Origin of the sequence: Photobacterium angustum, from assembly GCF_002954615.1 — a bacterium.
Taxonomy (GTDB): Bacteria; Pseudomonadota; Gammaproteobacteria; order Enterobacterales; family Vibrionaceae; genus Photobacterium; species Photobacterium angustum_A.
On the sequence record NZ_MSCJ01000001.1, the window covers coordinates 2,416,949 to 2,429,631 of the forward strand.

General features: G+C 40.1%; 11 protein-coding genes. 6 read left to right on the top strand and 5 right to left on the bottom strand.

Annotated elements, in window-relative coordinates; translation table 11 throughout:
* The first annotated feature begins 183 nt into the window (after positions 1-183).
* The gene (gene rpiA / locus BTO08_RS10795; RefSeq protein ID WP_105060946.1) at positions 184-843 is read left to right on the top strand and encodes a ribose-5-phosphate isomerase RpiA; all 660 of its coding nucleotides are present in this window, start codon (positions 184-186) and stop codon (positions 841-843) included.
* 288 nt (positions 844-1,131) lie between these two features.
* Positions 1,132-2,361 carry a phosphoglycerate dehydrogenase gene (gene serA, locus BTO08_RS10800; RefSeq protein WP_105060947.1) on the top strand — a complete coding sequence of 410 codons (1,230 nt, stop codon included), beginning with the start codon at positions 1,132-1,134 and terminating at the stop codon, positions 2,359-2,361.
* Between the two features lie 105 nt (positions 2,362-2,466).
* Here the strand turns inward: serA and BTO08_RS10805 are convergent, their stop codons facing one another.
* The 5 genes from BTO08_RS10805 to epd all read right to left on the bottom strand — a co-directional run bounded on the left by BTO08_RS10805 (position 2,467) and on the right by epd (position 8,140).
* Positions 2,467-3,183, bottom strand: coding sequence for an oxidative stress defense protein (locus BTO08_RS10805; protein WP_105060948.1), 717 nt, complete (start codon positions 3,181-3,183; stop codon positions 2,467-2,469).
* A 217-nt stretch (positions 3,184-3,400) separates the two neighbouring features.
* Complete coding sequence (gene mscS / locus BTO08_RS10810) at positions 3,401-4,285, bottom strand: small-conductance mechanosensitive channel MscS (RefSeq protein ID WP_105060949.1); 885 nt, start codon at positions 4,283-4,285, stop codon at positions 3,401-3,403.
* A gap of 309 nt (positions 4,286-4,594) precedes the next feature.
* Positions 4,595-5,671: a class II fructose-bisphosphate aldolase gene (gene fbaA, locus BTO08_RS10815; RefSeq protein ID WP_105060950.1), complete on the bottom strand. Its 1,077-nt coding sequence runs from the start codon at positions 5,669-5,671 to the stop codon at positions 4,595-4,597.
* 161 nt (positions 5,672-5,832) lie between these two features.
* Entirely contained in the window at positions 5,833-6,996 is a 1,164-nt protein-coding gene (locus BTO08_RS10820; RefSeq protein WP_105060951.1) for a phosphoglycerate kinase, read from the bottom strand.
* A gap of 97 nt (positions 6,997-7,093) precedes the next feature.
* Positions 7,094-8,140, bottom strand: coding sequence for an erythrose-4-phosphate dehydrogenase (gene epd / locus BTO08_RS10825; RefSeq protein WP_105060952.1), 1,047 nt, complete (start codon positions 8,138-8,140; stop codon positions 7,094-7,096).
* A 365-nt stretch (positions 8,141-8,505) separates the two neighbouring features.
* On the opposite strand from epd, the gene BTO08_RS10830 reads away from it, so the two are divergent.
* The 4 genes from BTO08_RS10830 (at position 8,506) to BTO08_RS10845 (ending at position 12,594) form a co-directional block, all read left to right on the top strand.
* Positions 8,506-9,465, top strand: a complete 960-nt coding sequence (locus BTO08_RS10830; protein WP_105060953.1) for a DUF2333 family protein — start codon at positions 8,506-8,508, stop codon at positions 9,463-9,465.
* A gap of 443 nt (positions 9,466-9,908) precedes the next feature.
* Positions 9,909-11,063, top strand: coding sequence for a methionine adenosyltransferase (gene metK, locus BTO08_RS10835; protein WP_105060954.1), 1,155 nt, complete (start codon positions 9,909-9,911; stop codon positions 11,061-11,063).
* Between the two features lie 154 nt (positions 11,064-11,217).
* The gene (locus tag BTO08_RS10840; protein WP_105060955.1) at positions 11,218-11,703 is read left to right on the top strand and encodes a SprT family zinc-dependent metalloprotease; all 486 of its coding nucleotides are present in this window, start codon (positions 11,218-11,220) and stop codon (positions 11,701-11,703) included.
* A gap of 117 nt (positions 11,704-11,820) precedes the next feature.
* Complete coding sequence (locus BTO08_RS10845; RefSeq protein ID WP_105060956.1) at positions 11,821-12,594, top strand: endonuclease; 774 nt, start codon at positions 11,821-11,823, stop codon at positions 12,592-12,594.
* Positions 12,595-12,683: the final 89 nt, after the last annotated feature.

Genomic DNA, 12,683 nt, shown 5'->3' on the forward strand with positions numbered 1-12,683 from the left:
AGCAATCGTTTACTTTAGTTTCAATAAAAACGAACAATCTAACTAATTGTTATAAATAACCTTATGTTTTTATTTCTTATTTTGCATTGTGATTGTTCATAATCACACTGACGAACGAATTCCAATTCGTTATAATTAGCATCAACGCTTACTCGGCGTATTAGTCATAACGAGGAGAATGGCATGACACAAGATGAAATGAAAAAAGCAGCAGGTTGGGCAGCACTTGAATACGTACAGAAAGGAACAATTGTAGGTGTAGGTACTGGCTCTACGGTTAATCACTTCATCGATGCCTTAGCAACTCGCAAAGAAGAAATTAAAGGTGCTGTTTCAAGTTCAGTCGCTTCAACTGAACGTCTTGAACAACTAGGCATTACTGTATTTGATGCGAATGAAGTTGCTTCACTTGATATTTATGTCGATGGTGCTGATGAAATTAACGCAGACTACGACATGATTAAAGGCGGCGGTGCGGCGCTTACTCGTGAAAAAATCGTGGCAGCCATCGCGAAAAAATTTATCTGTATCGTTGATGACACCAAGCAAGTTGACGTATTGGGTCAATTCCCGCTTCCAGTTGAAGTGATCCCTATGGGGCGCTCTTTCATTGGTCGTGAATTGGTAAAACTTGGTGGCGATCCGGCTTACCGTGAAGGCGTTGTGACCGATAACGGTAATATGATCCTTGATGTCTACAACATGAAGATCACTGATCCTAAAACAATGGAAGATAAAATCAACGCCCTACCTGGTGTTGTAACTGTTGGTCTATTTGCTCACCGTGGCGCTGATGTATTATTGGTTGGCTCACCTGAAGGTGTAAAAAAATTCGAGAAATAACATACAATGATCGCGTTTTATTCAAAAATATAAAACGCTACTGATCCCAGTATAAATGTTATTTCCTTTCAAAACGGCATAGCTTATTGATTCTAATTCTAGCTTATGCCGTTTTTTATTATCTTTTTTGTAATATTCTTACCCATAGTGGCTATTTTTTGATACTTTACTAATAAGCTATTAGCAAACGTTTAACCATTTCGCTACCGTGGCTGTAAAGAAGACATTTCACCACCTGACATTTCTTTGTTTTACATTCAGTTAGCTGCGTTTTTAAGGATGAGAACCATGGCCAAAGTTTCACTCAATAAAGATAAAATTAAAATTCTATTATTAGAAGGACTACACCCTTCATCTCTAGAAGTGCTACAACAAGCAGGTTACACCAACATTGAATACCACAAAGGATCACTCGCTGGTGAAGAGCTACTAGAAGCCGTAAAAGATGCTCACTTCATTGGTATTCGCTCTCGTACACAATTAACGCCTGAAGTTTTTGCTGCAGCGAAAAAACTTACCGCTGTTGGTTGTTTCTGCATTGGTACTAACCAAGTTGATTTAGATGAAGCTATGCGCCGCGGTATCCCCGTTTTCAACGCACCATTTTCAAATACCCGAAGTGTTGCAGAGCTTGTCTTAGGTGAACTGCTTCTTCTGCTACGTGGCATTCCAGAAAAGAACGCTAAAGCGCATCGTGGTGAATGGATAAAATCTGCAGATAACTCATTTGAAGCGCGTGGTAAAACCCTAGGTATTATCGGCTACGGTCATATCGGTACTCAACTTGGTATATTGGCTGAAAACCTCGGAATGCGCGTTTGTTTTTACGATATTGAAAGTAAATTAACCTTAGGTAATGCAACCCAAGTCGCATCGTTAAGTGAACTGTTAAATAAATCTGATGTGATTTCACTGCACGTACCAGAAACACCAGAGACACAAAACATTATGGGTGCAGATGAGTTTGCACGCATGAAGCCAGGTTCTATCTTTATTAACGCAGCACGCGGTACTGTCGTTGATATTGATGCACTTTGTAGCGCGTTAGAAAGCAAACATATTGCAGGCGCGGCTATCGATGTATTCCCTGTTGAACCGAAAACCAATAACGACCCATTTGAATCCCCTCTGCTGCAATTTGATAACGTTATTTTGACGCCTCACATTGGAGGATCAACACAAGAAGCACAGGAAAACATTGGTATTGAGGTGGCAGGTAAACTAGTGAAATACTCAGATAATGGTTCAACGTTATCTGCTGTTGGCTTCCCTGAGGTATCACTACCTGAGCACCGTGGTTGTTCTCGTCTACTTCATATTCATGAAAACCGCCCTGGTGTCTTAAATCAAATCACGACAATTTTTGCGTCGGAAGGCATTAATATTGCTGCCCAGTTCTTACAAACAGGTGCGGAAATTGGTTATGTGGTTATTGATGTTGAAACTGAACGTTCAAAAGAAGCACTAGCCAAACTGAAAACAATCGAAGGCACTATTCGCGCCCGTATTTTGCACTAATGACTCATAGTTAATAACGTTAACGTGATAGTAAAAAGGAGAGCCGAGGCTCTCCTTTTTTATATCATCTGCATATTCTATGACTAAACATGATGCAGAGTATGATCACTTAGCTAATTTAAAAATCACATTTACACTATCAGAAATCACAATGTTATTATCACTGTAACTTTGATTCACAGCAGAGTTTGCATCAGCTGCATACATCATTGGCGCACTTCTCATGCCATAAGGCATTGGACGATCATTGGTGTTGTAATCTATCTGCCACACGCCTTCAACTTTATCACCAAAGCCTTTAGCTAACGATGCTGCAACTTCTTTAGCATTAGCTATGGCCGCTTGACGCGCTTCATCTTGATATTTCTTCTGATCTTTTACTTTCAATGTAATGTTGTTGATCTGATTAATACCATCACCTAATGCACCATCAAGGTATGTATTAAGATTTTCTAATTTGTATACCGTTACAACCACATTACGGGTTGCTTTAAAGCCTGTAAATTCTGGCGCTTGATCTTTAGGGTAACGATACTGTGCAGATAGAGAAATATTGGCACTGTTAATATTTTTACGCTCAACACCCGCTTTAGTTAAACGCTCAATAAACTTAGCCACAGCCTGATCTGCAGCTTGCTTTGCTTCAGATGCTGTTGGCTTGGTTGCAACCACGTCCACAGAAAATGCAGCCATGTCCGGTTTAACAACAACTTCACCGCGTCCAGTTGTTTCTAAATGAGGAAATGATAGATCAGCGGCAACAGCGCCTGTAGAGATAAGTGCACTGGTACTTAATAATATAGCTAATAGGTGTTTTTTCATTATCAATCCTCGCTAACAAAGAGTTATTTTTATTTATCGTAGTCATGAGATAAATAATCTATGAACTTTGACCCCAAAAAAATGGAATCTATCCCTTATAACATTATTTATTTTGAACAACGTTCCTTTGTGGTTACTTAATGACTCTTTTTATTTTCTATAGATAAAAAAATGGAGCCAATTAGGCTCCATTTCTCTTCGTTATGCTTTAAATAAATTAAGCATCAACTTTGTTTAGGTGAACATCCATTTGTGGGAATGGAATTTCGATACCTTCTTTATCAAGCTCTTCTTTGATTGCTTGGTTAAGATCGAAGTATACAGCCCAGTAATCAGGCGTATTAACCCATGGACGTACTACGAAGTTCACTGAAGAATCAGCTAGAGCAACAACACCAATTGTTGGCTCAGGATCTTTAAGAACACGCTCATCAGCAGTTACAACACGCTTAAGTACTTCTTTTGTTTTTTGAAGATCAGCGTTGTAAGAAACACCAATTACAAGATCAATACGACGTGTCGCATTACGAGAATAGTTTGTAATTGGGTTACCAATGATAGATGAGTTTGGTACTACAACGGTTTTGTTGTCAGGCGTACGTAGCTCTGTAGAGAAAATCTGAATTGATTCAACTGCACCCGAAACACCAGCAACTTCAACAAAATCACCAGATTTGAATGGACGGAAAGCAACAATCAGAACGCCTGCAGCAAAGTTTGATAGAGAACCTTGAAGAGCAAGACCAACCGCAAGACCCGCGGCACCGATCACCGCTACCACTGAAGCTGTTTGAACACCAATACGGCTAAGAGCAGCAATCAATACAATAACGAACAATAGGTAACGAACTAAGCCGTGAATGAATTCAACAACCGCGTTATCCATTTCTTTCTTACGTAATACTTTAGCAACTGCGCCAGCAACTGCTTTAACAATCATATTACCGATAAATAAAATCAGAAGTGCTGAAACAAGATTCACTGCGTATTGGATCAAAAGATCCTGATTATCACTCAGCCAGTTTCCAGCGTGCAACACACCATTAGTTAATGTGTTATCAGAAATTTTTTCGACAACCTTGTCTGTAACGCTCTCAGTCATTTGAAGTGCTCTCTCTTATATTTACTTAAAATAAATCTATAGCGTAAGTCGTAGATAGTAAAATTACTCTACGACTTACTCCATTAGAACTGTCTTTCCGTTTGTCTATCTCATAGCGAAAAAACATACTACGGAATTTTGACGCTAATTATTCCCGTTTTTACTAGTAAATAGCTACTAAAAAAAACGATGTTTACATAAATTAACTTAAATATTACTAAACAACAATTTAAGTACAATCCCTTACAAAATACAAAAAAAAAGCCCGCCGAAGCGGACTTTTTCACATTTTATATGGCTGAAGTTCGATTAAAGAACATCAACTGCGTTTAGATCAGCGAATGCTTTCTCTAGACGCTCAACCATTGATACTTGACCTGCACGTAGCCATACGCGTGGATCGTAGTATTTCTTGTTAGGCGCTGACTCACCAGTTGGGTTACCAATTTGACCTTGTAGGTAATCGTGGTTTTCAGCTTCGTAGCGACGGATACCATCCCAACAAGCCCACTGTGTATCTGTATCGATGTTCATTTTGATAACACCGTAACCGATAGACTCTTGGATTTCAGCTTCAGAAGAACCTGAACCACCGTGGAATACGAAATCTAGAGAGTTAGTTGGAAGACCAAACTTCTCTGAAACGTATGCTTGAGAATCACGTAGGATAGTTGGAGTAAGTACAACGTTACCTGCTTGGTAAACACCGTGTACGTTACCGAAAGAAGCAGCGATAGTGAAACGTGGGCTAACAGCGCTTAGTTTCTCGTATGCGTATGCAACGTCTTCTGGAGAAGTGTAAAGCTCAGATGCGTCCATGTGAGAGTTATCAACGCCGTCTTCTTCACCACCAGTACAACCTAGTTCGATTTCTAGTGTCATGTCCATCTTAGCCATACGCGCAAGGTACTTAGCTGAGATTTCGATGTTCTCTTCTAGCGACTCTTCAGAAAGGTCGATCATGTGAGAAGAGAATAGAGGCTTACCAGTTTGAGCGAAGAACTCTTCACCCGCATCTAGTAGACCGTCGATCCAAGGAAGTAGTTTCTTAGCAGCGTGGTCAGTGTGAAGAATTACAGGAACACCGTAAGACTCAGCAACAGCGTGAACGTACTTAGCACCAGCGATAGCGCCAAGGATTTGTGGACCTTGACCTTCTAGTTTAAGACCTTTACCGCCAAAGAATGCAGCACCGCCGTTAGAGAACTGAACGATAACTGGAGACTTAACTTTAGCTGCCGCTTCTAATACTGCGTTAACAGAATCTGTACCGATACAGTTAACAGCAGGAAGTGCGAAGTTGTTTTCTTTAGCTACTGCGAATACTTTCTGAACGTCGTCGCCAGAAATAACACCAGGTTTTACAAAATCAAAGATCTTAGACATAACAATAGTCCTATTATTTACTTTGTTGTCTGTGGAAAAATTCTTGTGCAAACGTTTGCGATTGCTTGCTATTCTACTGAAAGTTAATAGCTATCACAAACATTTAAACGTGGAAGCAACACTCATATATAGTGTAAATTCGGCTCCCACGCCCAAAATAATTATGCTTTAGCGCGAGACTCTAGCATTTCAACTGCAGGTAATTTCTTACCTTCAACGAACTCAAGGAACGCACCGCCACCTGTTGAGATGTAAGATACTTTATCTTTGATGCCGTACTTGTCGATAGCCGCTAGTGTGTCACCACCACCTGCTACAGAGAAGCCCGCAGATTCTGCGATTGCGTTAGCAACAACTTCAGTACCTTTACCGAATTGCTCGATTTCAAACACGCCTACAGGGCCGTTCCAAAGAATCGTTTTCGCGTTCATGATGATGTCAGCAAGTGCTTGTGCTGAATCAGGGCCTAGGTCAAGAACCATGTCGTCAGCTGCAATGTCTGATGCTGATTTGATAGTCGCTTCAGCTGAATCAGAGAATTCTTTAGCACATACAACATCCGTTGCTACTGGGATGTCAGTGCTTGCCATTAGCTCTTTAGCCGTTGGAATTAGGTCTGCTTCGTAAAGAGACTTACCTACATCGTTACCTTCAGCAGCGATGAATGTGTTAGCAATACCACCACCAACAACGATTTGGTCAGCAATTTTAGATAGTGACTCAAGTACAGTTAGTTTAGTTGATACTTTAGAACCACCAACAATAGCAACCATTGGACGTGCTGGGTTGTCCATTGCTTTGCCTAGTGCTTCTAGCTCGCCAGCTAGCAGAGGGCCAGCACATGCAACTGGTGCAAACATACCTACACCGTAAGTTGATGCTTGTGCACGGTGAGCGGTACCAAATGCATCCATTACGAATACGTCACAAAGTGCAGCGTATTGCTTAGATAATTCGTCTTCGTTTTTCTTCTCGCCCTTGTTAAAACGTACGTTTTCAAGAACAACAAGCTCACCAGCGTTTAGCTCAAGACCATTTAGGTAATCTTTTGCTAGTTTAACGTCGCAATCTAGTGCGTCATTTAAGTAGTTAACTACAGGCTGTAGAGAGAATTCTTCTGCGTATTCGCCTTCCGTTGGACGACCTAGGTGAGAAGTAACCATTACTTTAGCGCCAGCTTCTAGACAACGCTTAATTGTAGGTAGAGATGCAATGATACGTGCATCTGAAGTTACTTTACCGTCTTTTACTGGCACATTTAGGTCAGCACGAATAAATACACGCTTACCAGCTAGATCCAGATCAGTCATCTTGATTACAGACATGTTTTGTCCTCTCAAACATTATTAAAAATAAAAGTTCATAAAATTGACAGCCTGCCGTCGTTAATGTTCAACGCCAAGCCCTGTAATTCTTACTATTTTACTTTTCAGCATCCGTATGTTCGGTTGCGTACATTGCTAACGCTGTATCCAACATTCGATTAGCAAAGCCCCATTCATTGTCACACCATACCAACAATTTAATCAAATGCTGGTTGCTTACCCTAGTTTGGCTGCCATCAACAATTGCACTATGGGGATCGTGATTAAAGTCAATCGACACTAAAGGCGCTTCTGTGTAATCCACAATACCACTTAATGTACAACGAGACGTATTTTTTAATGATTGATTTACGTCATTAACTTTCACATTTGTTTTAACTGTGACACTCAAATCCATAGCAGTGACATTTATTGTGGGCACCCTCACAGAAATGGCTTCAAATTTGTCGGAAAACTTCGGAAATATACGACCAATTCCAAGGTGTAGTTTAGTATCAACTGGAATAATTGACTGACTTGCTGCGCGCGTTCGGCGTAAATCAGGATGATAAGCATCAATGACTTGCTGATCATTCATGGCTGAATGAATTGTCGTAATGGTGCCAGATTCAATACCAAACTGGTCATCTAGGATTTTTATAATGGGAACAATACAGTTCGTTGTACATGAGCCATTAGAAACAATGCGGTGCTGAGATGTTAATTGTTGATGATTAACACCATAGATAACAGTGCAATCAATATCTTTGCTAGCAGGATGGGAAAATAATACTTTTTTAGCGCCAGATGCGATATGCGCTAAACCGTCGGCACGGGAGCCAAACTTACCAGTACAGTCTAAAACAATATCGACATCAAGATCATGCCAAGGTAACAGTTTTAGATCAGGTTGGTGAAGGATACGAATTTGATCTTGGCGACCATTTTCATGGGCAATAAAAAGATGCTCCTGATCATGACTGACAGGATTTTTGAAACGTCCATGGCTAGAATCGTATTGAAGTAGATGAACCATTGCTTCCGGCTCTGCTAATTCGTTAACTGCCACGACGTTAATATGATGATGTTTGTCGCTTTCATACAATGCGCGAAGCACACTGCGACCAATGCGACCGAATCCATTTATTGCGACTTTTAGTGTCATATCCGTGCTACAAAAATACTAAGCTGCGTTAGTGTATACCAAGCTAGATACAGAATCACCATAATTGTGACATCTCTCACCAAGCAGAATTAATATCTAATATAACCAAATAGATAGACTCATCACTCATCGATATTTTTGCGTATATCCTCTACTTTAACCTTAAAAATTCACTGATTTATAGGCTTAAAACAGCGAAATATCACGTATTAAAAAGTCACTATTTGTTCATTCAGCGTCTTTTTCTACGCATTAATAAACGGCGTTTAAGATTAGGATTAGCATTAACAAACCTTCACTTTTTTACATATAGCTAATAGATAAATGAAAAAAAGTTCATATTAAGCAATCCCAAAGAGGTGGTTATGTCGAAAGTAAAAGTCATTATTGGCGCAGTATTTTTCACCGTCGTACTTTACTTTTTGTCTGTTTATTGGTCATTTGAACCAGATACATTTAATCCAGACAGTTATGCGACAGAGCAAGCCAAGCTCAATAAAAAAACTTTGACGACTGGGTATGAGACCACCACAACGCTAATTCATATTTCAGAATTACTGATTAATAAGCAAGGCGGGTTCCTTACTAACGATAAATTACCACCCAGCTTATTAATGGATAACATGCCAGCATGGGAAACGGGTGTATTAACGCAAGTACGAGATATGGCACTGGTACTAAAAGATAATCTTAGCCGCCCTCAAAATGAAAGCCATGTCGATTCAGATTTAAAAGAAGCCCAACCCGAGCTCAATATAAATAGCCATAGCTGGAACTTTCCAAGTGCAGAGTCTGAATATCAAAATGCAATTGACGCCCTTACTCGATACCGTGACCGCCTTTCGGCATCTCGCCATCCAGCACAATTTTATTCACGGGATGATAATTTAGTGGCTTGGCTTGAAGTAGTACAAAAACGCTTAGGTACTATTTCACAAGACCTTGGCTCATCTGTGGGTGAACCACAGTTAATAATGGATAGCAAAGCAGAAAGTAAGGAAGTTTCACTCAATGCGTCGAAAACAAGCTGGTTCAAAATTGATAATGTTTTTTACGAATCACGAGGTTCTACTTGGGCCATATTACTGCTAATGAAAGCAATGAAACATGATTTTGAACCGCTGTTAGAAGAAGAAAAAGCAACTGTCATGATTGATCAGATAATTCGTGAGCTTGAAGCAACCCAAGAAACGGTTTGGAGCCCAATGATTTTAAATGGTATGGGATTTGGTTTATTGCCTAACCACTCTTTGATCATGGCAAATTACGTATCTCGCGCTCAAGCAGGTACCGTTGATCTCATCAATCTGCTAGAAAAAAGATAATAAACTCTTGTCGTATGATAGATACCGCAATCTATAACTAAATCCACCAGCATACGAAGCAGACTTTATAGCCTATACAATATTGCTTGTACTCAGGTATATAAAGTCTGTTTATCGTCATTTTTAATAAAAGAAACTTTATATAGTCAATTTGTGATTACATTTTTGAGGAAAAAAAGATCCCATTGTAATCACGGAAGATAAATACCATTATTTATCAAAAGCTTAAATAGCAACTATATCTGTAAACCACCACAATAGAGCTATTCAATTTTTTTATACAATAAGAAACCCTAGTTTTCATATTGTTGATTTTATCTGTTCTCGATGTATTATAGACGTCTAGACGGAAGTAGCTCTATACATACAAACGTACATATAGCTATATAACAGCGTTATAAACGCTACCGTGCGACTAAATTCAAAAGAAAGTGAGACTACCGATGGCAAAACATTTATTCACTTCTGAGTCGGTATCAGAAGGTCATCCAGATAAAATTGCAGATCAAATTTCAGATGCTGTATTGGATGCAATTATTGAACAAGATCCTAAAGCGCGTGTAGCTTGTGAAACTTACGTAAAAACCGGCATGGTAATGGTTGGTGGTGAGATCACAACATCTGCTTGGGTTGATATTGAAGAGCTAACACGTGAAACCGTACGTGAAATCGGTTATGTCCATTCAGATATGGGCTTTGATGCAAACTCTTGTGCAGTAATGAACACCATCGGTAAGCAGTCTCCTGATATCAACCAAGGTGTTGATAAAACCGATCCAAAAGAACAAGGTGCTGGTGACCAAGGTATCATGTTTGGTTACGCAACCAATGAAACTGAAGTATTCATGCCTGCGCCAATCACTTACTCTCACCGCTTAGTTCAGCGTCAAGCTGAAGTACGTAAGAACGGCACGCTTCCTTGGTTACGTCCTGATGCAAAATCTCAGGTAACGTTCGCTTACGATCAAGGTAAAATTGTTGGTATTGATGCGGTTGTTCTATCAACTCAGCACAGTGATTCAATTTCAACGTCTGATCTACGTGAAGCAGTAATGGAAGAAATCATCAAACCAGTACTGCCTGCGGAATGGTTAAATAAAGAGACTAAATTCTTTATCAACCCAACCGGCCGTTTCGTTATCGGTGGCCCAATGGGTGACTGTGGTTTGACTGGTCGTAAGATCATCGTTGACACCTACGGCGGTGCTGCACGTCACGGTGGTGGTGCTTTCTCTGGTAAAGATCCATCAAAAGTTGACCGCTCTGCAGCATATGCAGCACGTTATGTAGCAAAAAATATCGTCGCAGCAGGTATGGCAGATCGTTGTGAAATCCAACTTTCTTACGCTATTGGTGTAGCCGATCCTACATCTATCATGGTGGAAACATTTGGTACTGAAAAAGTAGCACATGAGATCATCATTGAAGCAGTACGCCAGCACTTCGACCTACGCCCATATGGCCTACAAGAAATGCTAGATCTTCTACAACCAATCTATAAGAAGACTGCAGCTTACGGTCACTTTGGTCGTGAAGAGTTCCCTTGGGAAAAAACAGATAAAGTGGCTGCACTTCGCGATTTCGCAAACATTAAGTAATACACTTAATCGTGCACAAAAAAGGACGCTTAGGCGTCCTTTTTTATTACTTGTCGTTTATCTATTTGCAATAAAAACACCTTGCTCCCCTACCCTCGCCAGCGCTTTATCTTCGGTGTATAGTGCCGTTCTCAATAACAAAGAACGAGTAAAAATGAATTCACTGCAACAACAAGTTATCAAACGTGTCGAACACGCCATCAAAACCGCCAATCAACGCCTTAATAAACGTTTAAAAATGCCGACTGTGACTTTTACCCAACGAGGGAAAATTGCGGGAAGTGCACGATTACAAAGCTGGGAAGTACGTTTTAACCCTGTCTTACTCAATGAAAACGCAGACGCTTTTCTAAACGAAGTCGTTCCTCACGAAGTGGCACATTTAATCGTGTTTAAACTGTTTGGCCGAGTAAAGCCGCATGGTAGAGAGTGGCAATTGATCATGCGAGAAGTATTTCAAGTAGCACCAAGAACAACACATAGCTTTGATGTCAGCTCTGTCTCAGGTGACACTTACCTCTATAAATGTAGCTGTAGCGAATACCCATTAACCATTCGCCGACATAACCGTATTTTACGTGGACAAGCTAACTACCATTGTCGCCGATGCCGTGAAGTTTTGGTTTATTCGCCTCAGTAACCTACGATTTTATATAAAAATATCTAAAAGCACCGTTACAAATAATTGCGACACACTTCTCAAAGAGAAAAATATCAGTAAGCTAATGATACGATAAATAATTAATGAACTACATTCATGACGCGTATCTCAAGCTGTTTTGCTATTGCCCTACTGTTACCTGTTACCGCATTCGCGACCTCTTATAAGCCAAGCGAACTGGGTAACACGACTAATCCTTCTTTCAGTAAAGCAAAAAAAATCATGCAAACGGAAATTTATATTTCTCCTCAAGACATGAAAACCATTTACTGTGGTGCTGATTTCAACAATAAAAAATACGTGACATTACCATCCGGTTTTACCACTGAAGTGTATAAAAAACGCGTTAAACGCTGGGAAGCGGAGCATGTCGTTCCTGCCGAGAACTTTGGTCGTGCTTTTAGTGAGTGGCGTGAAGGTGCTGCCGTTTGTGTTGATAGTAAAGGAAAAGCCTTTAAAGGCCGTAAATGTGCAGAAAAAGCCAATAACGAATACCGCTTAATGCAATCCGACCTTTATAATTTATACCCTGCCATTGGCGCCGTTAATGCTGCACGACAAAACTATAATTATGTGATGCTGCCTAAAACCAATAGCAAAAATTATCGTTCATTTGGTAGTTGCGACATGATCATTGATAAAAAGGATCATGATGCTCAACCGCCAGAGCGTGCTCGTGGTGTGATTGCTCGTACTTATATGTACTTTGAAGCCGTATACCCAAAATATAAAATGAGTCGTCAACAACGCCAATTAATGAATAGTTGGGATAAACAGTACCCTGTATCTAAATGGGAATGTGAGCGTGCCGCTAAAATTGAAAAAATCCAAGGTAACGTTAACCCTATTCTTGCGAGCCGTTGTTCATAACAGCATCTTTTACTTACACGCACTTTAGCGTTCAAAAACGCGTTATGTGTAAATAACGCGTTTTATTTAACCTCGAATAATTGGCGAAC

What these genes read in the sequence shown, in the direction of transcription:
- rpiA (WP_105060946.1), top strand. Translation starts at nt 184, where the DNA reads ATGACACAAGATGAAATGAAAAAAGCAGCAGGTTGGGCAGCACTTGAA.
- serA (WP_105060947.1), top strand. Translation starts at nt 1,132, where the DNA reads ATGGCCAAAGTTTCACTCAATAAAGATAAAATTAAAATTCTATTATTA.
- BTO08_RS10805 (WP_105060948.1), bottom strand. Translation starts at nt 3,183, where the DNA reads ATGAAAAAACACCTATTAGCTATATTATTAAGTACCAGTGCACTTATC.
- mscS (WP_105060949.1), bottom strand. Translation starts at nt 4,285, where the DNA reads ATGACTGAGAGCGTTACAGACAAGGTTGTCGAAAAAATTTCTGATAAC.
- fbaA (WP_105060950.1), bottom strand. Translation starts at nt 5,671, where the DNA reads ATGTCTAAGATCTTTGATTTTGTAAAACCTGGTGTTATTTCTGGCGAC.
- BTO08_RS10820 (WP_105060951.1), bottom strand. Translation starts at nt 6,996, where the DNA reads ATGTCTGTAATCAAGATGACTGATCTGGATCTAGCTGGTAAGCGTGTA.
- epd (WP_105060952.1), bottom strand. Translation starts at nt 8,140, where the DNA reads ATGACACTAAAAGTCGCAATAAATGGATTCGGTCGCATTGGTCGCAGT.
- BTO08_RS10830 (WP_105060953.1), top strand. Translation starts at nt 8,506, where the DNA reads ATGTCGAAAGTAAAAGTCATTATTGGCGCAGTATTTTTCACCGTCGTA.
- metK (WP_105060954.1), top strand. Translation starts at nt 9,909, where the DNA reads ATGGCAAAACATTTATTCACTTCTGAGTCGGTATCAGAAGGTCATCCA.
- BTO08_RS10840 (WP_105060955.1), top strand. Translation starts at nt 11,218, where the DNA reads ATGAATTCACTGCAACAACAAGTTATCAAACGTGTCGAACACGCCATC.
- BTO08_RS10845 (WP_105060956.1), top strand. Translation starts at nt 11,821, where the DNA reads ATGACGCGTATCTCAAGCTGTTTTGCTATTGCCCTACTGTTACCTGTT.